Annotated in this window: 22 protein-coding genes; 9 read left to right on the forward strand and 13 right to left on the reverse strand. The window is 60.9% G+C overall.

The genetic code is table 11. The features are described from left to right. Positions 1-24: 24 nt before the first annotated feature. The 4 genes from ftsZ to galE form a co-directional block, all read right to left on the reverse strand. Positions 25-1,020 carry a cell division protein FtsZ gene (gene ftsZ / locus BFN67_RS20580; RefSeq protein ID WP_080921462.1) on the reverse strand — a complete coding sequence of 332 codons (996 nt, stop codon included), beginning with the start codon at positions 1,018-1,020 and terminating at the stop codon, positions 25-27. A 199-nt stretch (positions 1,021-1,219) separates the two neighbouring features. After that, positions 1,220-2,635, reverse strand: coding sequence for an amidase (locus BFN67_RS20585; protein ID WP_158083550.1), 1,416 nt, complete (start codon positions 2,633-2,635; stop codon positions 1,220-1,222). 87 nt (positions 2,636-2,722) lie between these two features. Beyond that, entirely contained in the window at positions 2,723-3,973 is a 1,251-nt protein-coding gene (locus tag BFN67_RS20590) for a D-amino acid dehydrogenase (RefSeq protein ID WP_080921463.1), read from the reverse strand. A 102-nt stretch (positions 3,974-4,075) separates the two neighbouring features. After that, positions 4,076-5,071 carry a UDP-glucose 4-epimerase GalE gene (galE, locus tag BFN67_RS20595; protein ID WP_080921334.1) on the reverse strand — a complete coding sequence of 332 codons (996 nt, stop codon included), beginning with the start codon at positions 5,069-5,071 and terminating at the stop codon, positions 4,076-4,078. A 172-nt stretch (positions 5,072-5,243) separates the two neighbouring features. Between galE and hemA the strand changes: the two genes are divergently transcribed. Then, complete coding sequence (gene hemA / locus BFN67_RS20600; RefSeq protein WP_080921335.1) at positions 5,244-6,521, forward strand: 5-aminolevulinate synthase; 1,278 nt, start codon at positions 5,244-5,246, stop codon at positions 6,519-6,521. A gap of 53 nt (positions 6,522-6,574) precedes the next feature. On the opposite strand, the gene BFN67_RS20605 is transcribed toward hemA, so the two are convergent. The 3 genes from BFN67_RS20605 to mscL form a co-directional block, all read right to left on the reverse strand. Continuing rightward, complete coding sequence (locus BFN67_RS20605; RefSeq protein ID WP_080921336.1) at positions 6,575-7,660, reverse strand: branched-chain amino acid aminotransferase; 1,086 nt, start codon at positions 7,658-7,660, stop codon at positions 6,575-6,577. A gap of 73 nt (positions 7,661-7,733) precedes the next feature. Next, positions 7,734-8,900: a pyridoxal phosphate-dependent aminotransferase gene (locus BFN67_RS20610; protein WP_080921464.1), complete on the reverse strand. Its 1,167-nt coding sequence runs from the start codon at positions 8,898-8,900 to the stop codon at positions 7,734-7,736. 218 nt (positions 8,901-9,118) lie between these two features. Then, the gene (gene mscL / locus BFN67_RS20615; RefSeq protein ID WP_080921337.1) at positions 9,119-9,541 is read right to left on the reverse strand and encodes a large conductance mechanosensitive channel protein MscL; all 423 of its coding nucleotides are present in this window, start codon (positions 9,539-9,541) and stop codon (positions 9,119-9,121) included. 202 nt (positions 9,542-9,743) lie between these two features. Here mscL and BFN67_RS20620 point away from each other — a divergent pair, with 202 nt between their 5' ends. Beyond that, positions 9,744-13,241 carry a PAS domain-containing hybrid sensor histidine kinase/response regulator gene (locus BFN67_RS20620; RefSeq protein ID WP_080921466.1) on the forward strand — a complete coding sequence of 1,166 codons (3,498 nt, stop codon included), beginning with the start codon at positions 9,744-9,746 and terminating at the stop codon, positions 13,239-13,241. A 9-nt stretch (positions 13,242-13,250) separates the two neighbouring features. Here the strand turns inward: BFN67_RS20620 and BFN67_RS20625 are convergent, their stop codons facing one another. Next, the gene (locus BFN67_RS20625; RefSeq protein ID WP_080921465.1) at positions 13,251-13,907 is read right to left on the reverse strand and encodes a response regulator transcription factor; all 657 of its coding nucleotides are present in this window, start codon (positions 13,905-13,907) and stop codon (positions 13,251-13,253) included. A gap of 182 nt (positions 13,908-14,089) precedes the next feature. Then, positions 14,090-14,917, reverse strand: coding sequence for an ABC transporter substrate-binding protein (locus BFN67_RS20630; RefSeq protein WP_080921467.1), 828 nt, complete (start codon positions 14,915-14,917; stop codon positions 14,090-14,092). Here BFN67_RS20630 and BFN67_RS24595 point away from each other — a divergent pair. Next, positions 14,829-15,272: a hypothetical protein gene (locus BFN67_RS24595; protein ID WP_192856895.1), complete on the forward strand. Its 444-nt coding sequence runs from the start codon at positions 14,829-14,831 to the stop codon at positions 15,270-15,272. The genes BFN67_RS20630 and BFN67_RS24595 overlap by 89 nt on opposite strands. Continuing rightward, positions 15,227-17,206: a glycosyltransferase gene (locus tag BFN67_RS20635; protein ID WP_080921338.1), complete on the forward strand. Its 1,980-nt coding sequence runs from the start codon at positions 15,227-15,229 to the stop codon at positions 17,204-17,206. Before BFN67_RS24595 ends, BFN67_RS20635 begins: the two co-directional genes overlap by 46 nt. 13 nt (positions 17,207-17,219) lie before the next feature. Here the strand turns inward: BFN67_RS20635 and ppk2 are convergent, their stop codons facing one another. Further along, on the reverse strand, positions 17,220-18,146 hold the full coding sequence (gene ppk2 / locus BFN67_RS20640; protein ID WP_080921339.1) for a polyphosphate kinase 2: 927 nt from the start codon (positions 18,144-18,146) through the stop codon (positions 17,220-17,222). Positions 18,147-18,234: 88 nt separating this feature from the next. Here ppk2 and BFN67_RS20645 point away from each other — a divergent pair, with 88 nt between their 5' ends. Together BFN67_RS20645 and phoU are read left to right on the forward strand one after the other, a co-directional pair. Continuing rightward, positions 18,235-19,500, forward strand: a complete 1,266-nt coding sequence (locus BFN67_RS20645; protein ID WP_080921340.1) for an ATP-binding protein — start codon at positions 18,235-18,237, stop codon at positions 19,498-19,500. Between the two features lie 104 nt (positions 19,501-19,604). Next, positions 19,605-20,327, forward strand: a complete 723-nt coding sequence (phoU, locus tag BFN67_RS20650) for a phosphate signaling complex protein PhoU (RefSeq protein WP_080921341.1) — start codon at positions 19,605-19,607, stop codon at positions 20,325-20,327. Positions 20,328-20,414: 87 nt separating this feature from the next. On the opposite strand, the gene BFN67_RS20655 is transcribed toward phoU, so the two are convergent. After that, positions 20,415-20,933, reverse strand: a complete 519-nt coding sequence (locus BFN67_RS20655; RefSeq protein WP_080921342.1) for a GcrA family cell cycle regulator — start codon at positions 20,931-20,933, stop codon at positions 20,415-20,417. A gap of 342 nt (positions 20,934-21,275) precedes the next feature. On the opposite strand from BFN67_RS20655, the gene BFN67_RS20660 reads away from it, so the two are divergent. The 3 genes from BFN67_RS20660 to BFN67_RS20670 all read left to right on the forward strand — a co-directional run bounded on the left by BFN67_RS20660 (position 21,276) and on the right by BFN67_RS20670 (position 24,478). Further along, positions 21,276-22,451, forward strand: a complete 1,176-nt coding sequence (locus BFN67_RS20660) for an aspartate aminotransferase family protein (RefSeq protein ID WP_080921343.1) — start codon at positions 21,276-21,278, stop codon at positions 22,449-22,451. Between the two features lie 11 nt (positions 22,452-22,462). Further along, complete coding sequence (gene argF, locus BFN67_RS20665; protein WP_080921344.1) at positions 22,463-23,374, forward strand: ornithine carbamoyltransferase; 912 nt, start codon at positions 22,463-22,465, stop codon at positions 23,372-23,374. A gap of 102 nt (positions 23,375-23,476) precedes the next feature. Next, a complete protein-coding gene (locus tag BFN67_RS20670) occupies positions 23,477-24,478 on the forward strand; it encodes an Hsp33 family molecular chaperone (RefSeq protein ID WP_080921345.1) in 1,002 nt (333 codons plus the stop codon). Between the two features lie 39 nt (positions 24,479-24,517). On the opposite strand, the gene apaG is transcribed toward BFN67_RS20670, so the two are convergent. Beyond that, the gene (apaG, locus tag BFN67_RS20675; RefSeq protein ID WP_080921346.1) at positions 24,518-24,910 is read right to left on the reverse strand and encodes a Co2+/Mg2+ efflux protein ApaG; all 393 of its coding nucleotides are present in this window, start codon (positions 24,908-24,910) and stop codon (positions 24,518-24,520) included. Positions 24,911-24,975: 65 nt separating this feature from the next. Continuing rightward, positions 24,976-26,163: an O-succinylhomoserine sulfhydrylase gene (locus BFN67_RS20680; protein ID WP_080921347.1), complete on the reverse strand. Its 1,188-nt coding sequence runs from the start codon at positions 26,161-26,163 to the stop codon at positions 24,976-24,978. Positions 26,164-26,173: the final 10 nt, after the last annotated feature.

Genomic DNA, 26,173 nt, shown 5'->3' on the forward strand with positions numbered 1-26,173 from the left:
ACCGCCAGGCCGGGAGCAACGAAATCAAATCGCGGCCTGCTGGCGAGCAGCGGCAATTTCCGGCCTGAGGCCAGTGGCAACCACCGAGACACGGAATTTGCCGGCAAGCGTCTTGTCGAAGATCGCGCCGACAATAATGTCGGCGTCGTCGTCCACCTCCTCACGGATGCGGGTGGCGGCCTCGTCAACCTCGAACAAAGTCATGTCCGCGCCGCCGGAAATGGAAACCAGCACGCCCTTCGCGCCCATCATCGAGGCCTCGTCCAAAAGCGGATTGGCGATCGCCGCCTCCGCCGCTTTTCTGGCACGATCGTCGCCCGTCGCCTCGCCGGTCCCCATCATGGCGCGGCCCATATCGCGCATCACGGATTTGACGTCGGCGAAATCGAGATTGATCAGGCCTTCCTTCACAATCAGGTCGGTAATGCAGCCGACGCCGGAATAAAGCACGCGATCGGCCATGATGAACGCATCGGCAAAGGTCGTCTTGGCATCGGCAACCCGAAAAAGGTTCTGGTTGGGAATGACGATAACCGTATCCGCCGCCTGGCGCAGAAGCTCGATGCCTTCTTCCGCCGCCTGCATGCGCCGCTTACCCTCAAAGGTGAACGGCTTGGTGACGACGGCAACCGTCAGGATGCCGGCCTGGCGCGCGGCATGTGCAATGACCGGGGCCGCGCCCGTTCCGGTTCCGCCACCCATGCCGCCAGTGACAAAGCACATATGCGTGCCTGACAGGTGGTCCATGATCTCATCGATGGATTCCTCGGCCGCCGCGCGGCCGACATCCGGCAGAGAGCCGGCGCCAAGCCCTTGCGTGACATGGGCTCCAAGCTGGATCAGGCGATCGGCCTTGGACATGGTAAGCGCCTGGGCGTCGGTGTTGGCGACCACGAATTCGGCACCCTGCAACTGCTCCGCAATCATGTTGTTGACCGCATTGCCGCCGCCGCCGCCAACGCCGATGACGGTGATCTTGGGCCGCATTTCGGAAATCTCCGGCTTGGCCTTCTCGTTCATTGCCATGTCTACCCTCTCTCCATCGAAAGCTCCGGATGCGCCGAGCAGGCAATACGACAGCGAGCCTGCCGCGTATCGCGAAACCGCGAATCAGGCAGCCCTCAGCCTCAGTCTAGAAAACAGAGGCCGAAGGCGGCTGCAAGCCCGCTATGCAGCCCAGTGCGCTGGCATCGGCACTTCCATCGAAAACCGGGCGGCTTCAGGGCGCCGCGAATCCTGCCGGCGGGTCGAACAGCGAGCCGCCACGCTTGACTTCCAGCGCGCGGCCAATGGCCAGCGCCAGCGGGTCATGGAATCGCCGTACGACGATCTGAAGGCCTGACGGCAGCCCATCGACAAGACCCACCGGAACGCTGAGAGCGGCCATGTCCATCAGATTGACCAGCCGGCTATAAGTGCCGAGCGTGGTCGTGCCCTCATCAAGGTCGGCGAGCGACGGCGCGGTAATCGGCGCGGTCGGCGTCAGGAACGCATCGGCGCCTTCCATATAGCGCGCGAACTCGGCCTGCCGTGCGCGCCGCGTCTCGATCAGTTCCTGATAGCGCGCGCCGTCAATCGTCTTGCCCTTCAAGGCCCGTGTGCGAATGGCAGGATCGACAACGCTGCCAGGTGCCTCCACATAGCGGCCGATATGGCGCCATGCCTCGGCGGCGAGGATATCGCCGGCATGCGTCATATAGGCCTCGGTCGATTGCGGCATCGGCCGTTGATCGATGGTCGCCCCAAGCGATTCCAGATCGGCAAGTGCAGCCTGGAACCTCTGGCGGATTCCAGGCGCCACCGAAGCCATATCGGCCTCGGCCGGGATGCGCAGGCGCATGCCGGCAACCCCGCGATCAAGCCCCGCCAGCGGGAAAGTAGGCGTCATGCGGGCGGTTGCAGAGTCATCCGCGTCGCGGCCTTCCATGGCGGCCAGCATGAGCGCGGCATCTTCGACCGAGCGCACCATCGGTCCGATGCTGTCGAATGTGGAAGCCAGCGGCAAAAGGCCGCCGCGCCCGACCAGCCCTGCGGTCGTCTTGAGGCCAACCACGCCACACATGCCGGACGGATTGCGGATCGAGCCGGTCGTGTCGGTGCCGAGCGCCGCGGGAACCAGCCCGGCGGCAACCGCGACGCCGGAACCGCTGGACGAGCCGCCCGGCGCACGCGGCACGGCACGGTCGTAGGGATTGAGCGGCGTGCCCGCGACCGCATTGGTGCCCCAACTGCCGAAGGCGAATTCCACGGTCTGCACCTTGCCGAGCAGGACCATGCCGACATCGGTCAGGCGACGGATCACCTGCGCGGTCACGGCTGCCGGCTTGCCGTCGAGCGCCCTGGAACCGGCCATGGTCGGATAGCCTTCTACGGCAAGCAGGTCTTTCGCCGCGAATGGGATGCCGTCCAAGAGGCCCTTCGCCGCGCCTTCCTGGCGTCTCCTGTCCGCAGCCTCAGCCGCCGCAAGCGCCTGTTCCGGAAAGGTCATGACGAAGGCATGCAATTCACCGTCATGGGCGGCGACGCGCGCCAGTGCGCGGCACACGATCTCCACTGAACTGGTTTTGCCGGCAGCCAGCGCACGGCCAAGTTCGGCAACGGTTGCAAAAGCGGAAAAATTGTCTTCGTCGGTCATCGCATCCTCTTCTCGAAGGCCCGAATGAAGCATGAAACGCTGCATCCTGGCAGGGCCAGCGGGCGAAAAGGAATAGCCTGCGATCGCTCAGTTTCGATAGATCAGCCCCGCCGGATCGATATCCGGCTTGCGGCCGGCAACAAGATCGGAAACGAATTTCCCCGAGCCGCACGCCATGGTCCAGCCGAGGTGGCCATGGCCGGTATCGAGAAAGAGATTGCGGTACTTTGCCTGCCCGAAAACGGGAACGGAATTCGGCATCATCGGCCGCAGGCCGGCCCATATCTCGGCTTTCTTCTGATCGAACGCACCGGGGAACAGATCATGAGCGGCCTTGAATATACCAGCGAAATCGTGCGGCCGGTGCGTGCGGTCGAAACCGGTGAACTCGGCGGTCGATGAAACACGCAGCCGATTGCCGAGCCGCGAATAGCCGATCAGGCTATCCTCGTCGGCGCCGCCCATGGTCGGTCCCTTCGCCTCGTCTTCCAGCGGTACGGTTATGGCATAGCCCTTGACCGGATAGACCGGCAGGTCGATGCCATAGCGACGGCCGAGCAGTCCACTTTCAGGGCCCATTGCAAGCACCACGGCGTCCGCCTCGATCCGCCCGACGGAGGTGCGGACGGCCCGGACCCTGTCGCCCTCGATCTCCAGCCCTTCTACGGTCGTTCCAAAGCGGAAGGAAACGCCGAACTTGCCGGCTGAATGGGCGTAAAGCCGTTCGGCGAACTGGCGGGAATCGCCCGTCTGGTCGATGGGTGAATAGATGCCCCCCGCGATCCTGTTCTTCGCCGCCGCCAATCCCGGCTCGACTTCTGCAATCCGGTCGCGGCCTACAATCTCGATCGGCAGACCATGTTCGCCGAGAAACGTGTAGGTCCGGGCGCCAGCGTCGAAACTCTCCTGCGTGCGCCAGAAATAGAAAATACCTTTCCGGCGCTGGTCGTAGGCAATGCCGGTTTCCTCGGAAAGAGCATTGATGCACTCAAGCGAATAGAGCGCCATGCGCAGTTTCACCAGCGTGTTGGCGCGCAGACGCTCCGTCGTGCACTGGCGCAGGAAGCGCAGGCTCCAGCGATAGAAATAGGGATCGGCCTGCAACCGGACACGGATGCCGAGTTCATGGTTGAAAATGCCGCGAAAGAAGGTTTTCAGCGCCGCTGGCGAGGCCCAGGCGGTGGCGTCGCCCGGCGAAACCAGCCCGGCATTGCAATAGCTGGTGCCGCGCGCCACCGTCTCGTGCCGCTCCAGCACCGTGACCTCATGGCCGTCCTTCGCCAGATAATAGGCAGCCGCAGTGCCGACCACGCCCGCGCCCAGAACCAGTACCTTCATTCCCGTCCTCTTGCCTTCGGCACATGCCGCATCGATGACTTCACATGCCACGCAATGCCGCCGCATGCGATGGGCCAGAGGCGGAAATCCGGTTCTTGCAAATTATTTCAGGCGTACATTCTTGGTCGAAAGAATACGCTCCCAATTGAGCGCATCGGCGACGATCTGGTCGAGATCGTCCCTCTTGGGGCGCCAACCGAGTTCGGCGCGGGCAATTTTCGAATCGGCAACGACGGCCGCCGCATCGCCGGGGCGGCGCTCGCCCATGGTGACTGCGAAGTCCCTACCGAACACCCGCTCCACGGCGGCAATCACCTCCAGCACCGAATAGCCATGGCTGTAGCCGCAATTGGCGACGAGATTGTCGCCGCCACCGCGCAGGCGCTGCAAAGCCAAGCGGTGCGCGGCAACCAGATCGCCGACATGGATATAATCGCGGATGCATGTGCCGTCGGGTGTCGGATAATCGGTGCCGAACACCTGCATCGCGGCGCGTTTGCCGAGCGCCGTTTCGCTGGCGACCTTGATAAGATGGGTTGCGCCCGGCGTCGATTGACCGGTGCGGCCCTTCGGGTCGGCACCGGCGACGTTGAAATAGCGCAGCGCCGTATAGCGCAAATCATGCGCGGCAGCGGCATCCTGCAGCATCCATTCGCTCATCAGCTTGGAGCGGCCATAGGGCGATTCGGGATAAAGGGGCGCGTCCTCGCGCACCGGCTCCATGCCGGCGCCACCATAGACGGCCGCGGTCGAGGAGAAGATGAAATTCTTCACCCCGCAACGCACCGCCGTTTCGATCAGGCTGCGCGTCTTGCAGGTGTTGTTGTCATAATAGGCAAGAGGGTCGACGACCGATTCCGGCACGACAATCGAACCGGCGAAATGAATGACGGCATCGACCTCATGATCGATCATGATTTTTGCCACCAGATCGCGATCGGCAATGTCGCCAACGATGAGGGCCGCCTCAGGCGCCACCGCCCAGTCGAAGCCAGTCGAAAGCCGGTCGAGCACGACCACCTTTTCGCCCGTATCCAGCAATTCCCAAACCATATGGCTGCCGATATAACCGGCGCCGCCTGTCACCAAGACCGCCATATTTCGTTACCCCGCAATTTGCCCCGTCGAACCGAACCTGCCGCAAAATTCTTAAAAAGCCATGGCCGGGCCGGTCGAATCGTGACCAAGGCGTGGCATTTTGACCAAATAGTGCAGGTGGACGACAGAAACGGTGACGATTATGATCCGCCGCAAAGTCAGGGGTACCCAGATGAACTACCAGCGGTTCTTCGAGGAAGCGATCGACCAACTCCACGCCGAGCGGCGATACCGCGTCTTTGCCGATCTTGAGCGCATCGTCGGGAAATTTCCGCGTGCTTTGTGGCGTTCGAACGGGCGAACCCAGGAAATCACTGTCTGGTGCTCCAACGACTATCTCGGCATGGGCCAGCATCCCGATGTCGTCGCCGCCTTTCAGGACGCGGCCGGGCGCATGGGTTCGGGCGCAGGCGGCACACGCAACATTTCCGGCACCAGCAACCCGCTCGTGCAACTGGAAGCGGAACTTGCCGATCTGCATGGCAAGGAGGCCGGGCTGGTCTTTACGTCCGGCTTCATCTCCAATGAGGCCGGGATTTCGACCATCGCGCGGCTATTGCCGAACTGCCTGATCCTGTCCGACGAACTCAACCATGCCTCGATGATCGAGGGCGTGCGCCGGTCGGGCGCTGAAAAGAAGATATTCCGCCACAACGATGTGGCGCATCTGGAAAGCATGTTGCAGGCGGCAGGCCGCGAGCGCGCCAAGCTGATCGTGTTCGAGAGCGTCTATTCCATGGACGGCGACATTTCGCCGATCAAGGAAATCGCTGACCTCGCCGACAAATACAACGCCATGACCTATATCGACGAGGTTCATGCGGTGGGCATGTACGGCCCGCGCGGCGGCGGCATCACCGAGCGTGAAGGCCTGGCCGACCGCATCGACATCATCGAAGGCACGCTGGCCAAGGCCTATGGCACGCTGGGCGGCTATATCACCGGCACCAGCGCCATTATCGATGCCGTGCGTTCCTATGCGCCGGGATTCATCTTCACCACCGCGTTGCCGCCGGCCCTAGCCGCCGCCGCCGCGACCTCGATCCGCCACCTCAAGAATTCGCAGGCCGAGCGCGACGCCCAGCAGCAACAGGCCACACGCACCAAGGAAATCCTTGCCGACGCCGGCCTACCGGTGATGGCTTCGCAGACCCATATCGTGCCTGTGCTGGTCGGCGATCCCGAGCTTTGCAAGATGGCCTCGGATCGGCTTCTCGGCGTGCATGGCCTTTATATCCAGCCGATCAACTACCCGACCGTGCCGCGCGGCACGGAGCGGCTGCGCATCACGCCGACGCCGTTCCACTCCGATGCGCTGATCGCCGAATTGCGCGATGCACTGGTCGAGACATGGGACGCGCTCGGCATTCCCTACGGCACCGCCGGCCAGCCCGCCGTCGCCGAGAGCGAACGCGTCATCCCGCTGCTTGTCCCCAAATCCGGCGGCTGAAAGGCACGGCAGGAAACGCTCCGTTCAGGGCGCTTCGGGAATTCCCGCTTTCATCATTCCACGCGATGCACCCAGCCGTGCCTGTCCTCGGCCGTGCCGCGCTGAATGCCGACGAGCGCATCACGCAGCCGTCCCGTAACCGGACCGTCGCCGCTGTTGCCGATGGTGAAAGAGCCGCCGTTGAAGCGCACTTCGCCGATGCCGGCGACGACAGCCGCAGTGCCGCAGGCAAACGCCTCGCGCAGTTTGCCGCTTTCGGCATCCGCCTTCCATTCCTCGAATGAGTAGGGTCTTTCCTCGATGCGCAGGCCGGCTTCACGCGCCAACAGCAAAACCGACGCACGGGTAATACCCGGCAGGATCGTGCCGCCAAGCGGCGGCGTCACCAGCCGTCCATCGTCCATGACGAAGCAGACATTCATCCCGCCCAGTTCCTCGACCCAGCGGTGTTCGGCCGCATCGAGGAAGACGACCTGGTCGCAATCGTTGCGGTTAGCCTCGGCCTGGGCGATCAGGCTCGCCGCATAATTGCCGCCGCATTTGGCGGCGCCCGTGCCGCCAGGCGCCGCGCGGGTATAGTCGTCCGAAACCCAGACCGTGACGGCCTTGTAGCCGCCCTTGAAATAGGCGCCGACCGGCGATGCAATGACGCAGAAAATGTATTGCAGGGCGGGACGCACCCCCAAAAATGCCTCGCTGGCGAAGATGAACGGCCTGAGGTAAAGGCTGCCGTCGCCTTCAGGCACCCAGTCCGCATCCGTGCGAACCAGCGTTTCGACCGCGTCGATGAACATGTCTTCCGGCACCGGCGGCATGGCCATGCGCTCGGCGGACTGTGCCATGCGGCGCGCGTTTTCTTCCGGCCGGAACAGCACGATGCCGTCCTTGGTGCGGTAGGCTTTCATCCCCTCGAATATCTCCTGCGCATAATGCAGGACCGCCGCCGCCGGGTCGATCGCGAATGGCGCCCGCGCCTTGACCTCGCCGTCGTGCCAGCCCTTTTCGGCATTCCAGGTAAACGTCACCATGTGATCGCTGAACACCTTGCCGAAACCGGGATTCTGCATCAGCGCCCGGCGCGCCTCGGCAGACGTCGGCGACGCATGAGGAACATGTCTTATGGAATCGGCATCTGTCATCGATAATGCTTTCGTAGATTGGGCGTGTCGTGACCTTGCATAATCCACAGTCACGCCCGTCTGCAATAAAAGGTTAGCGCTTTCGTATCCAGCCGGCCAAGCGTTCCGCAGCTTCCTCGACCTGATCAAGCCGGCGATGGAAGCAAATACGGAAATAGCTGTCCCAGCCCGCGCCGAAAGCCGTTCCAGGCGCCAGACCGACATTGGCCTGATCCACGATATCGAAGGCGGCCATGCGCGAATCCTTCACGCCATCGATGGAAAAGAACAGATAGAACGCGCCCTGCGGCACAGAAAAGCGTGCGCGGCCCGTATCGGCCAGCGCCGCGCAGAACAGATCGCGGGCCTGCCTTGCGCGCGCGACCTGTTCGATAATGAAGCCGTCGCCCTCGTCAAGTGCGGCCACCGCGCCGCGCTGCATGAATTGCGCGACGCCGGAATTCGAATACTGAATCAGATTCTCGAAAATCGCCTGTAGCGACGGGTGGACCTTGAGCCAGCCGACGCGCCATCCGGTCATCGCCCAGTTCTTGGAGAAACTGTTGACGAACAAGATGCGGTCTTCCGGCTCCATGATGTCGAGGAAGGACGGAGCCCGCGCGCCATCATAGTAGAACAGCGAATAGATTTCGTCGGCGATGATCCACAGCCCCTTGCGGCGCGCGAGATCGAGAATGGCAGCGAGCGTGGCGCGATCGGCAGTCCAGCCGCTGGGATTGGCGGGCGTGTTGACGAAGACCGCCTTCGTTGCGGGCGTGACAGCGGCGGCGATCTTTTCGACATCGCAGGTCCAGCCATTGCCGGACGGATCGAGGCGCACCGGTACGGCCCTTGCACCGGCGATGCCGGCCGCCGCCGCAAAATTCGGCCAGGCCGGCGACAGGTAAACCACCTCGTCGCCCTTGCCGGCGACGGCATCAAGCGCAAGCTGGATGGCATGCATGCCCGATCCGGTGACGATGAATTCTTCTTCAGGAAAAACCTTGCCGAAGTGCCGCCCGTAATAGCGGGCCAGCGCTTGTCGCAATTCGGGAATGCCCTTCTGCCAGGTATAGAAGGTTTCGCCCGCAGCCAGCGCACGGCTCGCCGCTCCGGTGATGAAGGCAGGCGTCGGCATATCGCCTTCCCCGGCCCAGAGCGGGATCAGGCCCTCACGCGTGCGACCATGATTCATCACCGCGACAATGCCGCTCTCCGGCGCACCGATCGCTTCCGCGCGCAATGTCTCGATCAGGCTCATCATTATCCGCCGTTTCAGGGCACCGGCGCCAATCGGCCGGTGAAACATCCTTATAGCGCCTCAAGTGCGAAAGAACCCGGCCGCTACAGCGCGCCGGGTCTTTCAGATTCGCTTGTCGCGCTGGTGCTCCTTATTGTGCGCATGCATCCCAAAACCGGAGACCGCTTTCGAGAGGCATGCCTGAGCGACCGGTTCTTGGTCCAGAATGGAACCGTTGGTTACTTCTTGGCGAGAATATCGCGGATTTCGGTGAGCAGTGCCACATCGGCCGGCGGCGGTGCGGCTTCCGGGGCGGGCTTCTCGCCCTCGAGCTTCTTGCGCATCGAATTTACGAATCTCACCATCAGGAAGATGATGAAGGCGAGGATGATGAAATTGAGCAGCACGGTGATGAAATTGCCATAGGCAAATACGGCGCCCTGTTTCTTGGCATCGGCCAGCGCGGGAGCCGTGACAGCCGACGACAGAGCCACGAAGTAGTTGCTGAAGTCCAGCCCACCGAGCAGGGCGCCAACGACCGGCATGATAATATCATCGACGAGCGAGGTGACGATCTTGCCAAAGGCAGCACCGATGATCACGGCGACAGCCAGATCCATCACATTTCCACGGGAAATGAATTCTTTAAATTCTTTCAGCATGTGTCCCTCCGAGACATTGCAGCGCCCTCTCGATTCGCCGCCCGGAGCGCCCGTTGACAACATAGCAAAAACTGCTGGTTGCAAAACAGAAAAAACTCGACCGCATCTCTGCACCCAAGGTCGCGATGGACTTGACCGGAAAGCTGTGATTGCTTTTTAGCCCATTTCGCGCTGCACAAAGCTGATGGGAGGACAATCCGGCGTGCATGGCTGGTTCATCGTCATTGTTGCCCTTGCCTATGTCACGATGCTTTTCGCCGTCGCCAGCATCGGCGACCGACATGCCGCGCGGCGCGGCCCGATTGCGTCGCGTCCCTATATCTATTCGCTGAGTCTTGCCGTCTATTGCACGTCATGGACCTTCTTCGGTTCGGTCGGGCTCGCCTCCGAACACGGGCTGGAATTTCTTTCCATCTATGTCGGGCCGATCTTCATCTTCATTTTCGGCTACCCGCTGCTTCGCCGTATTATCCGGCTGAGCAAGGCCGAGAAGATCACGTCCATCGCCGACTTTCTGGCCGCGCGCTATGGCAAGAGTTTTGCGGTGGCATCCATCGCCACCATCATCGCGACGGTCGGCACCGTTCCCTATATCGCCCTGCAACTCAAATCGATCGCGGGGTCGATCGGCCTGATGGTTTCCTTCTATTCGCCGGGCGCCATTGCCAACGATTTCGTCAATCGCGACATCGCATTGCTGGTCGCCCTGCTGCTGGCTGTGTTCGCGGTGCTTTTCGGCACGCGCCATTCCGACGCGACCGAACATCAGGACGGCCTTGTGCTGGCCATGGCGGTGGAATCGGTCATCAAGCTTACCGCTTTTCTTGCCGTCGGCGTCGCCATCAGCCTGTTCCTGTTTCACAGGCCTGCCGACCTGCTGCATGCGATGCAGGCCAACAATGGGGTGAAAGCCGCCATCGGTTATGCCACGTCGCCCTCGACCTGGGCCGTCACCACCATGCTTTCAACCTGCGCCATCCTGATGCTGCCGCGCCAGTTCTACATGACCATTGTGGAAAACCGCAGCGAAAAGGAATTGCGCACCGCGAGTTGGCTGTTCCCGCTCTATCTGGTGCTGATCAACCTGTTTGTCATCGTCATCGCCTTCGCCGGCCTCAGCGTCGTCGGCAACGAGGCCAGCGCAGACCTTTACGTGCTGGCGGTGCCGCTGTTCAACGGCCGCGACGTCCTTGCCATGATTGCCTTCGTCGGCGGTCTGTCAGCGGCGACGGCCATGGTGATCGTGGAAAGCGTGGCGCTTTCGATCATGATTTCCAACGACCTGATCCTGCCGCTTTTCCTGCGGCGATTGCTGAAGCCGGCGGCTGGCGAACGCGAAGACTGGTCGAAGGTGATCCTGGTCATCCGCCGCGCGGCCATCTTCGTGATCCTGCTGGCAGGCTACCTTTACTACCTCGGCATGTCCGACAATGTGCGGCTTGTGGCCTTCGGCCTGATCTCCTTTGCCGCCATTGCCCAGTTCGCACCGGCCTTTGTCGGCGGCCTCGTATGGCGTCGCGCCAATGCACGCGGCGCACTGCTCGGGCTTCTGGCCGGCATCCTGTTCTGGGCCTACACGCTGTTCATTCCTTCCATCCTGCCGCCCGAAACGTCCTTTCTGGTCAACGGCCCTCTCGGCATCACCGCGCTCCGGCCGCAGGCGCTGTTCGGCACGAGTGGAGACCCACTCAATCACGGCGTGCTTTGGAGCCTGGCGGTGAATGTGCTGTTTTATGTGCTGGGTTCGCTTTCGCGTTCCTCGAAACCGCGCGAACGCATCCAGGCGGCGATTTTCGCGCCGCGCGCGGCGAGCCCGATGCCAAGCCTGCGACGGTTCCGCACCAATGTTACCGTCAACGAAATCAAGGACACCATCTCACGCTATCTCGGCGTCGAACGCACCGAACGTTCCTTCCAGTCTTTCGAGCTGCAGCAGGGCGTCGCCATTTCCGGCAACGCGCCGGCCGGCGTGGAAACGATCCGCTTCAGCGAGCAATTGCTGGCCAGTGCCGTCGGCTCATCCTCCGCCCGGCTGGTGCTTTCTCTGCTCCTGCAACGCCATGATCGCGCCTCCTCCAAGGAGGCCTTTCGCCTCCTCGACGACGCCAGCGAGGCATTGCAGCACAATCGTGACCTGTTGCAGATCGCGCTCGATCAGATGGAACAGGGCATCACCGTCTTCGACAAGGATTTCCGCCTGATCTGCTGGAATCGCCAATACCGCGCGCTGTTCGAGCTGCCGGACGAGATGGGGCAGGTCGGGGTGTCGCTCGACCGCATACTCGGTCATCTCGCCGAGCGTGGCGACATCACACCGCAATCACGCGCGCTGGCCTTCGACCGTCTGACCGGTTTCGCCGGTCCCTGGCAATTGGAACTCAAGAGCAGCGGCCGCATCATGGAACTGCGCTCCAATCCGATGCCGGACGGCGGCATGGTGGCGACCTATGCCGACATATCGGCGCGCGTCGAACAGGATCAGGCGCTGAAGGCCGCCAATGAATCGCTGGAACAGCGCGTGCGCAGCCGCACGGCAGAGTTGACGCTCGTCAACGAGGAACTCGCACAGGCCCAGAAACTGGCCGAGGAGGCCAATCTCGGCAAGACCCGTTTTCTTGCGGCCGTCGGCCACGACATCCTGCAACCGCTGAATGCAGCGCGACTCTATTGCGCCTCGCTGATCGAGAAAGCCGGACGCGGATCGACGGGAAACGCGGCGGCCAATATCGAATCTTCCTTGGAATCGGTGGAAAATATCCTCGGTGCCGTTCTCGACATATCCCGTCTCGATGCCGGCGCGATGAAGCCGCAGGAAACCACCTTCCCGTTGGATGGGCTGCTGCGCCAGATCGACACCGATTTCCGGCCGCTGGCGGAGGAAAGAAAGCTCGACCTCAGGATCGTGCCGTCATCACTCAGCGTGCATACCGATCGTAATCTACTGCGGCGCCTGGTGCAGAACCTCGTTTCCAATGCGATAAAATACACGCGGCGCGGCCGTGTGCTGGTTGGTGTGCGCCGGCGCGGCGAGTTGCTGGAAATCCAGGTGATCGATTCCGGCATCGGCATTGCCGGCGACAAGCTCGACGCAGTGTTCGGGGAGTTCACCAGGCTTGCCGAAGGCGCCAGAGTGGCGGAGGGGCTGGGCCTCGGTCTCTCCATCGTGGACCGCATCGCCCGTGTCCTGCGGCTTGAAATCCGGATCTTTTCAGTGGCCGGAAAAGGCACGCGCTTTTCCGTGCTGACTCCGCCTGCTCAGGTGCATGCAGCAGGCCGCGAGACGAATTCTCCCCTTCCCTCTCGCCCTGGCGCCTCCCTCAACGGGCTGCGCGTCCTGTGCATCGACAACGATACCCGCATTCTGGACGGCATGCGCCTTCTGCTTGAAGGCTGGGGCTGCAAGGTCGAGACCTTTTCGGGATGGCATGGCTTCGAGGCGTCCCAAAACACGGTTTCAGCGCCGGCCCTCATCCTCGCCGACTATCATCTGGACGACGAGGACGGTCTCGGCGTGATTGCTAGGCTGCGCGAAATCTATGGGCAGGCAACGCCGGCGATCCTGGTCACCGCGGACCGCTCCAACGAGGTGCGCGCAGCCGCGGCCGAACAGGATGTGGTTGTCGTCAACAAGCCGCTGAAACCAGCCGTGCTGCGCTCGTTGATGGCGCGCATAAGGCCGCTGGCGCCGGCAGCGGAGTAGGCCTTGCGATCAACTCGCCGCCAAAGGATCGTTGCCGATCCTTGCAAGCCGGATCACGGCCTGCGTGCGGCTGTCGACGCCGAGCTTCTGCAAAATCGCTGATACATGCGCCTTGACGGTAGCTTCGGAGACGTTCAGTTCGAAGGCGATCTGCTTGTTGAGCAGCCCTTCCGCCAACATGCCCAGCACCCTTGTCTGTTGCGGCGTCAGCGTCTGCAAGCGCCCGATCAGATCGGAAACCTCGGGATCGCCTTCGGTGCCGAGATCGACCCCCACGGGCGCTGCGATATCTCCCGCCAGCACGGTTTGAACGGCGTGGCGTATTTCGTCCATGCTTGCCGATTTCGAAATGAAGCCGGCCGCGCCAAGTTCCAATGCCCGGCGAATCGTCGCCGCGTCGTCATGCGCCGAAACCACGACCATGGGCGCGGAGGGGTGCAGGCCTCGCAGCGAGATCAATCCCGACAGGCCGCTCGCACCCGGCATGGATAAATCCAGCAGCACGAGATCGACATCCTCATTGGCGGAAATCAACGCCTTGGCGCTCTCGAAATCGCCGGCCTCGTGAATTGCGGCAACATCGCCCATGCCGACGAGCGCTTCTTTCAACGCACCGCGAAAAAGCGGATGATCATCAGCTATTACGAAGGTCAAACCTCCCGGCACTCTTTCCCCTCCCTGACCCGTTTTTGCGTTCTGATTGGGCTGGTAGCCCGAAACTACGCAGCGACCGCCGGATTTTTCAAGCGCAAACACCATTTTAGGCGGCTTGCCAACATCATCCGGCGACGGCAGCATCTCAACAATGGCCGCCAACAATGTCACAACAATCGGTATTTACGGCTAACTCAATAAAAACTCACGGGAAAATAGCGCAGATAAAGCTCTGAGAACGTCCCCTTTGCCGTCAATGCCTGAAGCGCATAGTTCAGTGCATTTGCAAGGTCGGGATTGTCGGCCTTGACCGCGATTGCCATGCCCGTGCCAAGATATTCCGGCGCCAGATAGGGGCCTCCGGCAAAGCGGCAGCAGCCTTTGGCCTGATCGCCGGCAAGCCAGAAGGAAAGGCGCATGCCGTCGCCGAAAATCGCATCGGTCTTGCCGCTTTCAAGACTCTGGTAAAGCTCGTTCGCCTCAGCATAGGTGACAATATCGAAATTGGCGAAATAAGCCCGCAACATACGCTCATGCGCGGTATCGGCCTGCACACCGATTTTTTTGCCCTTCAATGCATCGAAGACCGGCTGCCTCGGCTGCCCGCCTTTACGGACGACAAAACGCGCCGGAAATTGCAGATATGAGCGGGAAAAGGCGTATTTCTCGCGCGACTTAGCGGTGACGGCCAGTCCAGCGATTACCGCCTCGCCTTCGCCCTCTTGCAGTGCGCTGTCGAGTTCATCCCAAGGCAGCGCCTGGATCTGGCATTTCCCGGCCAGCTCAAGTTCCGCGCAAATGGCGCGGGCGAGATCGACATGAAACCCGGTCAGCCGACCGGCAGAATCGAGAAAATTGAAAGGTGGGAAATCGGTCGTCGTCAAAAATCTGAGGCGAGGTAAAGCGGTCAGGTTCGGCTTAGGCAATCTTTCCGTGGCGTTCCAGAACAAAGGTATATCTGGCCCAGTACCGGACTTCGCCGCAGAAACTGCGGGCACGGTCAGAATCGCCGCGGCAAGCATGATGACAATCCACAAAGCCCGCAAACCGCCATTCCTTTCTCAAGCTTCGTTTTGTTACGAAACCGATGCAGGCACAATGCTTTTTGGTTTCAACGATGCAATTTCGCGTTATTGTTTGAGAACTGAACACGAAAAGGAGAGGTATCCCGCCAAAAGCAGGCGGTTCCATACCGAACTGATACCGCCGTCGACTCTTAAAAGCCGAAAGGGCAACCGGCAAGAGTCGATGGTCGACAACACAGGCAGTCCGGATCAGGCAATGCGGAATGCCGGCGCGAAGGGGTTCGCGTTCAAAATTGGGGCATTGGAATGCAACCATCTGACGGTGGCAATGGGCTTGCGTTGCCAGAGATAGAATGGCGCGCATCTGGACGAGTGGCGCGCCCCGACAGGCACGAATATGCGACCGGCCTGACCGAAATATTCTTTCCGGAACTCGCGGAATGGGGATCAGTCCTGCTCAGGCTTGCCGTTCCCTATAGTGTGGCGCTCGACATCGCCATGCAGGCGCGTGAACAACAATGTTCTTATCAATACATGCTTGTCGCTTCGGGTCTTCTGACCTCAGCGAACCTTACCCGCGCCATTGCCGAAGACCTTGGCCTCGCATTCATAGATGTGATCGACCCTGAGCGACTGGTGATCGGTGAAGATCATGCGGCCAACCTATTGCGCGGGCGCCACGGGCGGGTTCCAGTCAAACTTCTGGAAAAAAATGGTATTGTTTCTTTCCTGATCACACCGGAAGCCATCGACCTTAACCGGATGCGCGCATGGATCGCCGCCCATCCGGGTCTGACCGGGCGCCTCAGAATGGTTGAGCCCAACCAGTTGCGAAAGGCGGTTCTTTCCAATGCCCGGCCTGCGCTGTTGCAAAAGGCCATCAACGGCCTGTTCGAGAGCAGTCCGAAAATGTCGGCCCGCATCGTCGCCAATGCCTGGCAAGGGACTGTGCTGGGCATCATCATGGCCCTCCTTCCGGTCGGGCTGGTGCTTTCCCCCGACATGGTTCTTGGTGTTCTGCACGTCGTGGCGACATTCTTCTTTTTTCTATGCGTCGCCTTGCGTTTCGCCGCCCTCGCGTCCGTGGGGACCGCTCCGCCTGCACGACACCAAATTCCCATTCCAGAGGGCGAGGTTCCGGTCTATGCGGTGCTGGTCGCCCTCTATAAGGAAGCCGACATCGTTCCCGATCTGCTGATCGCACTCGACCGCATTACGTGGCCACGCGGCCGTCTTGAGATCAAACTCGTATGCGAGGCCAGCGACCATGCGACACTGGCGGTAATCAACTCCGTCGATCTGCCTCCTCACATCGAAGTCATTGAAGTGCCGGCGGCGGAACCGAGGACCAAACCCAAGGCTTTGGCTTATGCCCTATCGCTGACCAATGCCGAGTTCGTTGCACTGTATGACGCCGAGGACTGGCCGGATCCGCTGCAATTGGCCGAAGCCTGGCAGCGCTTTTCTGCGGCCGGGCCGAAATTGGCTGTTCTGCAGGCGCCACTGGAAATCTCCAATCGCCATCAAGGGCCGCTGGCCCGCATGTTTGCTTTCGAATATGCGGGCCTGTTCCGCGCCCTGCTGCCATGGCTTTCACGCAACCGGCTCGCATTGCCATTGGGTGGAACATCCAACCATTTCCGCATGGCTGCCCTGCGCGCGGTCGGTGGGTGTGATCCGTTCAATGTGACCGAAGACGCAGACCTTGGCATGCGGCTCGCCCGCTTCGGCTATCGCGCGGAAACGATTTCGAGACCAACCTATGAAGCGGCTCCCACCCGCTTCGCCGTTTGGCTGCCACAACGCACGCGATGGTTCAAAGGCTGGGGGCAAACCTGGCTCGTACACATGCGCAACCCATGGCAACTTTACACCGATCTCGGCCTTAAATCCTTCATCGTGTTGCAGGCGCTGCTTGCGGGCATGCTGATTTCCGCCTTGCTTCACCCACTGTTGCTCGCCACATTCGCCATCGTAGCCACCCAAATGCTCATGGCCCATCCAACCGGATATCTGCATTCTGTGCTGTTCGTCATCGACACGGCCAATATCGTATGCGGATATCTGTCCTTTCTGCTGCTTGGCTGGCAGACGCTTTCCAGAGAAGAAAGGCATGGCTTCTGGCTGACGGTGGTTTTGACTCCCTTTTACTGGGCCATGCTCTCGTTCGCAGGCTGGCGGGCAGTATGGCAATTGTGGCGCGAGCCACACCACTGGGAAAAGACCCCGCATGAGGCTGTGATTATCGCGCCGCCCGCCTCTGGCGGTCCCTCAAGGCAGATGTAGGTTCTGCCATTCACTATCCTGCGAAAAGCAAGCCCTCGCCGATAATCTTGTCATCTTCCTTGCCGATGGCATCGAGATCGCGCCCTTCATAGGGAAGCGACAAGAGAAGGCGTCGGATCGCGCCAATTCGAGCGCGGCGCTTGTCATTGGCGCGCAAGATAATCCACGGAGCAAACTCCATATGGGAGCGCTGGATCATCAAATCGCGAGCGGCGGTATAATCATCCCAGCGATTTATGCCGGCAATGTCAATCGGTGAGAATTTCCAGTTCTTGAGTTTGCTGTGGCGCCGGTCATGAAAACGCTTCAACTGCGTCTCACGTCCAATGTTCAGCCAGAATTTAAAGAAATAAATACCCTCATTGTGAATCATACGCTCGAAATGCGGCACTTCCTCGAGGAACCGATCATATTCGGCAGGCGTACAGAATCCCATGACCGGTTCGACGCCGGCGCGATTGTACCATGAGCGATCGAAGGTGACGAACTCGCCCGCTGTCGGGAAATGCGCGACATAGCGCTGGAAATACCACTGGCCGCGCTCGGTTTCGGTAGGCTTCGGCAGGGCCACGTTGCGGGCGCTGCGCGGGTTCAGATATTGCCGGATGACGAAGATGGTGCCGCCCTTGCCAGCCGCATCGCGTCCCTCGAACAAGGCGATGACACGCTTGCCGGTCGCCTGCAGCCATGCCTGCGCCTTGACCAGTTCGATCTGCAAAGCTTTCAGCGCATCCTCGTAATCACCCCGCTTCATCTTCTTGTCGTAGGGATAGCCACCGGCCGTAAGCTTATGATCGTCGACCCATCGCGGCAGATCGGGATCGTCGATGTCGAAACTGTGCGCCTTGCCGCCAATCACGACCTTCAAGACGGGCGTATCCGCTATAGCCTCCGGAGTCCCCGCGACCGCTTCATCCACCACGAGCTTTTTCTTTTTCATTCAAACAACCTTTTTCGTCGTCACATGCATGCTATGTGGACCCAGATTATCGGTCCAGAGCCAATTGGGACGATCAACGGGTATGGGGATGGCGCGCACGGCCGATCAGGAACGCGGCAGAATAAGACAGTCACTCGACCGCATCTGGCATAGCCGCTGGTTGTTGGGTGCCGGGCTCGCGGCAGTCCTGCTGGTCTATGCCTTTGCCGGCGAGTCCGTTTCCATGCTGGCTTTGACGCTGGCCGCGCTGTTCATTGCCGCGGCGGCGTGGCCTGTCGATCAGGACAAAGCGTCGGCAGATCGCGCAGCCGTCATCGAAGCCGGTGCTCTGAAAAGTCTCTCCGGTGAGTATCTGGCTGCTGCGATCACCGATCCGCTGATCGTGTTCGACAACAACGCAACCATCATCCATGCCAATGCCGCCGCAACCAACACTTTCCGGTTGGCGACCGGCATGTCACTGGCACTCAAATTCCGCGCACCCGAAGTTCAGGCACTTATCGAGAGGGTGCTTTCGGGCGAAGCCACCTCCGGTAGTGTCGAAACGTCCAGCAAACTGCCGGTCGAGCGTGTTTACCGGATGAGCGTTTCTGCGGTTGGCCACGATACCGCGCTCTATCTCATGATCTGCAAGGATCAGAGCGAAGCCCGACGCATCGACCGCATGCGCGCCGATTTCATTGCCAACGCCAGCCATGAGATGCGCACGCCGCTGGCATCCATCGCCGGTTTCATCGAGACCCTGCGCGGCCCCGCACGTGACGACGCCAAGGCACGCGAGCAGTTCCTACAGATCATGCAGGACCAGACGCGGCGCATGTCGCGGCTGATCGACGATCTGCTGTCCCTGTCCAGACTGGAAATGAAGCCGCATCTGACATTCGAAGCCCAAGTCGATATCGCGAAGATCATCGAGACTGTCATCGCCTCCCTAACACCGCAGGCGACCGAGAACGGCGTCGCTATCGAACGCGATTTCTCCGACGGATCTTTCGAGCTTGCCGGCAACCGGGATGAGTTGTTTCAGGTCTTCGAGAACCTCCTTGAAAACGCGTGCAAATATGGTCGATCCGGTGGCCGGGTGGTGGTATCGATCCGTCGCAGTGAAGGCGCGGCCGAACCCGAAATAATCGTGACGGTGCGCGACTTTGGCCCCGGCATCGCTGAAGAACATATTCCGCGCGTCACGGAGCGATTTTATCGGATCGACGCGGAAACCAGCCACGCCCGCAAAGGCACAGGACTTGGCCTCGCCATCGTCAAACATATCCTCACGCGCCATGAGGCCCGGCTGTCAATAGAATCGGAACTCGGCAAAGGCGCGGCTTTCACCGTGCATCTGCCTGTCCGCTAAGGCACGATTGCCTTTGCCGGAGATCCTTCGCCATATTGTCATGGAGTTGGCGTATCAGCGCTGATCGATAACCGGCAGGCCGATTCGTCGGGAGGAACCCGCTCATGCAGCCCATGCATACCGTCAGCGCCTATGACGATGAACTGAAATATCTCGCCAGGCGGATTGCCTCCATGGGCGGCCATGCCGAGCGCATGGTCGAGCAGGCGATTACCGCTCTCGTCAGTGCCGACACACGTCTCGCCCAGAAGGTCGTCCGCGACGATCCGATACTTGATGAAAGCCAGCGTGACATTGATGAAAAAGCCGTTAGCGTGATAGCCAGGCGACAGCCCATGGCACGAGACCTGCGCGAAGTCATTGGCGCGATCCGCATCTCGGCCGATCTTGAACGTATCGGCGACCTGGCCAAGAACGTCGCCAAGCGGGTTGTAGCCGCCACCGAAGGCCAGCAGCCTGTCAGCCTTTTTCGCGGCATCGAGGCGCTGGCCGATCTGGCGCTCTCGCAACTCAAGGAGGTGCTGGATGTTTATGCGTCACGCGAAGTGACCAAACTCGGTTTCATACGCGACCACGACGACGATATCGACGCCATGTATACATCGCTATTCCGCGAATTACTGACCTACATGATGGAGGATCCGCGCAACATTACGCCCTGCACGCATCTTTTGTTCTGTGCCAAAAATGTCGAGCGCATCGGCGATCATGCCACTAACATTGCCGAAACGATCTACCACATCGTCACTGGCGAGCAAATGGCGAATGAACGTCCCAAGGGCGACAAGACGGACCGCGTCACAGCGTCCCTGTTGCTGCCGAAATAGCGGCTATCATTTCCGAAAAGACAGAGGCCAGGCATGTTCCCATGCCCGGCCTTGCCATATGGTTTCGAATCCAACCAGGCCGTGCGCTCAGCGGCTCCGACGCCTCTCCGCGGCCGGCTGGAAAGCAAGCTTGGAATGATAGGTACAATATGGTCCGCTTTCGGCAGTGTCGTTGCCGCAGAAATGGAATTCTTCCGACAGCGGATCGCCGTTCGGCCATTTACAGGTCCGTTCGGTAAGTTCAACAAGCCGCAAATGGCGTGAAATCGGCAGCACGACATTCTCAACAGGCCGCGTATACTGGCGCGCTGCCGGCTCGGCATCGAGTTGCATCTGCAATGCCGTAGCGCCGATCGTAGCAGTCACCTGACGCGGCGAGCTTGCACGCGATACGGTTCTTGCCACGCTGGCACCTGCGGAAGAAGCCTTCTTCTGACGCGGCGGAGTTGTGCTGGCACGGCCGCGCCCTGACAACTTCAGGCGATGTACCTTGCCGATGACGGCATTGCGGCTGACGCCGCCAAGTTGGGCGGCAATCTGACTTGCGCTCAAGCCTTCCGACCACAACTTCCGCAAGAGTTCGACCCGTTCGTCAGTCCAGTTCATAAGACTGCACTCCTGTTTAGCATGCGGCGGGCAGAATCCATTCCCGTTCCCGATCTTCATCGGGTACACCACATATACGCAGTGATGAGGTCCGCCGCACGAAATCTAGCAATTTCGGATCTATAACTACCTTATCGGTGGACTCCGTGACAAGAGTCCGAACGGCAACACCGATTCGCTTTTTGTGGTTTTCCCCAACTTGCCCGGCTGCTTAAACGTCCTCGTGTCGGTCGAGAGCCGGACACGACGTTTCCGTTGACTTCGCAAAGGAAAGACCCGATAAGCCGCAAGGCCGCCGCGTTGGCGGCTTTTTGATTTTTTGCGACTCCGGAGACGCATATAATGAGCGGTTCGGCGATTTTCGAGACATTTGCACGCGCGCCTCTCACCTTCGAGCGTGGCGAAGGTTCCTGGCTGGTCAGCGACAAGGGCGAACGATATCTCGACTTTGCCGCCGGCATCGCCGTCAATTCACTCGGCCATAGCCACCCGCATCTGGTTGCCGCGCTAACCGAGCAGGCCGCCAAGCTGTGGCATGTCTCCAATCTCTACCAAATCCCCGCCCAGGAGCGGCTGGCCGAGCGGCTGGCCGAGGCGAGTTTCGCCGACAAGGTGTTCTTCACCAATTCCGGTGCCGAGGCGTTGGAATGCGCCATCAAGACCGCGCGTCGCTATCAGTATGCCAATGGCCATCCCGAACGTTTCCGCATCATCACCTTCGAGGGCGCCTTCCACGGACGCACGCTGGCAACCATCGCCGCTGGCGGCCAGCAGAAATATCTGGAAGGCTACGGTCCGAAGGTCGAGGGCTTCGATCAGGTTCCCTTCGACGATCTTGATGCTGCCGAAAAGGCGATTACGCCGGAAACGGCGGCGATCCTGATCGAGCCGGTGCAGGGCGAAGGTGGCATCCGCGAGGTTCCGGTGCAATCGCTCAAACGCCTGCGCCAGCTCTGCGACAAGCACGGCCTGCTGCTGATTTTCGACGAAGTGCAATGTGGTATCGGCCGCACCGGAAAACTTTTCGCGCATGAATGGGCAGGCATCACGCCAGACTTGATGGCGATTGCCAAGGGCATTGGCGGCGGCTTCCCGATGGGCGCGTGCCTGGCTACCGCAGAAGCTGCAAGCGGCATGACGGCAGGTGTGCATGGCACGACCTTCGGCGGTAATCCGCTGGCCATGGCTGTCGGCAACGCGGTGCTCGACGTGGTGCTGGAAGACGGTTTTCTGGAAGACGTGCAGCGTAAGGCGCTGCTCCTCAAGCAGGGCCTTGCCGGGGTAGCCGACGAATTCCCGCAGGTCATCGAAAGCGTGCGGGGGAGTGGGCTGATGCTCGGCCTGAAATGCGTCGTGCCGAACGCCAGGCTGAATGCGGCGCTGCGTGCCGAAAAGCTGCTGGCCGTGCCGGCCGGCGACAATGTCATTCGCCTTCTGCCGCCGCTGACCGTTACCGACGCGGAAATCGGTGAGGCACTGGAACGCATTCGCGTCGCCGCCGCAGCGGCCACGAAATAAGACTGCATATCATGACCTTGCGCCATTTTACCGACCTTTCTGCAATCTCCGAAACCGAGCTGCGGGCCATGCTCGACGACGCGGCAAGCCGCAAGGCGCGCCTCAAAGCCGGCGAACATTCGAAGCCGCTCGCGGGCAAGGTCCTGGCGATGATTTTCGAAAAGCCTTCGACGCGAACCCGTGTTTCCTTCGACGTGGGAATGCGCCAGCTTGGTGGTGAGACCATCATGCTCACCGGCAGCGAAATGCAGCTTGGCCGCTCCGAGACCATAGCCGACACCGCCAGGGTTCTGTCGCGTTATGTCGATGCGATCGTGATCCGCACCACCGCGCATGAGCGGCTGCTGGAACTGACCGAACATGCCACGGTGCCGGTCATCAACGCGCTGACCGACGATACCCATCCCTGCCAGATCATGGCCGACATGCTGACCTTCGAGGAGCATCGCGGCCCGGTGGCAGGCCGCACCTTCACCTGGACGGGCGACGGCAACAACGTGCTGCATTCGCTGCTGGAAGCTTCCGCGCGGTTCCGCTTCAACATCAACATTGCGGTGCCGCAAGGCAGCGAACCGATGGACAGATATGTCGAGTGGGCGAAAAAGAACGGCGGCAAGGTGCGCCTCATGCGCTCGGCCGAGGAAGCGGTGGACGGCTCCGACTGCGTCGTCACCGACAGTTGGGTTTCGATGGGCCAGGAACACCGGGCACGCGGCCATAATGTTTTTCTGCCCTATCAGGTCAATGCCGCGCTGATGGCCAAGGCCAAGCCGGGTGCCCTGTTCATGCACTGTCTGCCCGCCCATCGCGGCGAAGAAGTAACCGATGAGGTTATCGACGGGCCGCATTCCGTGGTGTTCGACGAGGCTGAAAATCGGCTGCATGCGCAGAAGGCCGTACTGGCCTGGTGCCTCGGCGCTTGATCGGAACCGTATCGATACCTATCTGGCGGGCATCACGCAAATCGAAGGCGTTTTCAGGCATGCTCCTTTACAGGGACGGATGCCGCGCCCCGGAGCCATGCCATGACCGACATTAATCCGACCACCGAACACGAGCCCCGGCTTGGCGAATTCGGCCATGCCGGCGACGATCACGTCGTGCCGTTCGCCGTCGCTTCGCTCGACGTGCGCGGCCGCGCCGTCCAGCTTGGGTCTGCCCTCGACGCCATCCTCAATCGCCACAAATATCCCGAGCCGGTCGCTCATCTTCTGGCCGAAGCCTGCGTGCTTGCGGTGCTGCTCGGCACCTCGCTGAAATTCGAGGGCAAGTTCATCCTGCAGGCCAGAACCGACGGCCCGGTTGACCTGCTGGTGGCCGATTTTACCACGCCGCATGCGTTGCGCGCCTATGCCCGCTTCGATGCCGAGCGCGTGGCCGAACTCGTGGACTCCGGCAAAGCTTCCTCCGAAACGCTGCTGGGTTCTGGTGTGCTGGCGCTGACCATCGACCAGGGCCAGCATATGCAGCGCTATCAGGGCATTGTGCAGCTTGACAGCATTTCGCTGGAAGAAGCGGCTCGCGTCTATTTCCGGCAATCCGAGCAAATCCCCACCGATTTGCGGCTCGGCGTGGCAAAGCTGGTCGCGCCGGGCGGTCATGAGCAATGGCGCGCCGGTGGCGTTCTGGCGCAATTCCTGCCGCAGGCGCCCGAGCGCATGCGCATGCCGGACTTGCCGGGTGGCGACGGCGATCCTGGCGATGAGATCGAAGCCCTGCAGGACAATTCGTGGCAGGAGTTGCTGACCCTCTTGGCCACCACCGAACCGACGGAACTGATCGATCCTACCGTCGGTGCCGAGCGCCTGCTCTATCGCCTGTTTCACGAGCAGGGCGTCCGGGTGTTCGAGCCGGTAAGGGTGGACGACCGTTGCTCATGCTCGCGCGACAAAATCCGTGGCATCCTCGACGGGTTTTCGGCCGAGGAAATCACGGAAAGCACGGAGAACGGCGAAATCCACGTCGCCTGCGAATTCTGCTCGACCGAATATACATTCGATCCAGCGGAATTTTCTCCAGCGAAGTAGCCTGGAACTGCCGCCTCAGCCTGACGGGCGGCAGTTACCTCAATTCACGGTGTGCATCGCGCCCGGCATGTCGAGCGAGAAGGCAGGAATTGCGATATCGAACATCTCGCTGCGATCATTGCGCAAGGTGTAGTGCCCGACCATGATGCCCGAAGGTGTCGAAAGTGGGCAACCGGAGGTGTATTGATAGCTGTCACCAGGCTTGAGTTCCGGCTGCTCGCCGACGACACCGTCGCCACTCACCTCCTCGACACGCCCGACGCCGTCCGTGATGTGCCAATAGCGTGACAGCAATTGGACCCACTCATCAGAGCGGTTGTCGATCGTCACGCGATAGGCCCAGACATAGTGCCCCTCTTCCGGATTGGACTGCTCCTCCAGATAGAACGGCTCGACTTCGACCTCGATATTGTGCGTAACGGCGCGATACATGGCGTCGCCTCCTCAAATGCGAGCTTTCAATAACCTCGCTTTGCGGTCAACCGTACGATAGGATGCTACGCCCGGCGCAACGCCTGATCGAGATCGGCGATCAGGTCGTCGGCATTCTCCAGCCCAATCGACAAGCGTAAAGTACCCGGACCGATGCCGAGTTCGGCACGCGCTTCGTCGGTCAGGTTCTTATGCGTTGTCGTGGCGGGATGCGTGATCAGGCTCTTGGCGTCGCCGAGATTGTTGGAGATCAGCACGATATCGAGCGCATTCTGGAAAGCGAAGGCAGATGCCTTGCCGCCCTTGACGTCGAGGGCAATCAGGGTGGACCCGCCCGACATCTGCTTTCTGATGATATCGGCCTGCGGATGATCGGCCCGTCCCGGATAAACAATGCGATCGATGGCGCTGTGATCGGCAAGGAAATCGGCGATCTTGCCGGCGCTGCGTGTCTGCTGGGCAACGCGCACCGACAAGGTCTCCAGCCCCTTCAGCAGCGTCCAGGCATTGAAAGGCGACATCGATGGGCCGGTATGGCGAAAATAGTCGTGCAGGTTTTCCTTAATCCACTGCTCGTCCGACAACACGATGCCACCCAGGCAGCGGCCCTGCCCATCGATATGCTTGGTGGCCGAATAGACGACGACATGGGCGCCGAGCTCGAGTGGCTTTTGCTGCAGCGCCGTCGCAAAGACATTATCGACGACCAAGCGCGCACCAACCGAATTCGCCAGAGCCGCAACCGCCGCGACATCCACGACCTCAAGCGTGGGGTTGGCGGGGCTTTCCAGGAAGAACAGTTTGGTATTCGGCTTCACTGCCTCTTCCCAATTGGCCATGTCGCGGCCGTCCACCAGCGTCGACTCGATGCCATAGCGTGGCGCCAGCGTTTCGACGATCCAGCGGCAGGAGCCGAAGGTGGCGCGCGCCGCCACGATATGATCGCCGGCCTTCAGGCTGCACAATATGGCCGCTGCCACCGCAGCCATGCCTGATGCGGTGGCGCGGGCATCCTCGGCCCCTTCCAGTGCGCACATGCGCTGCTCGAACATATCAACGGTCGGATTGGCGTAGCGCGAATAGATGAAGCCCGGATCCTCGCCCTTGAAGCGCGCCTCGGCGGATTCGGCAGTTTCGTAAAGATAGCCCTGGGTCAGGAACAATGCCTCGGACATCTCGCCGAACTGCGATCGGCGCGTGCCGGCGTGGACGAGAGTGGTTTCAGGCTTCCAGTTGCGCGTCTTGTCTGTCATGGGCTCCGTT

Origin of the sequence: Manganibacter manganicus (genome assembly GCF_002075885.1) — a bacterium.
GTDB lineage: Bacteria > Pseudomonadota > Alphaproteobacteria > Rhizobiales > Rhizobiaceae > Mesorhizobium > Mesorhizobium manganicum.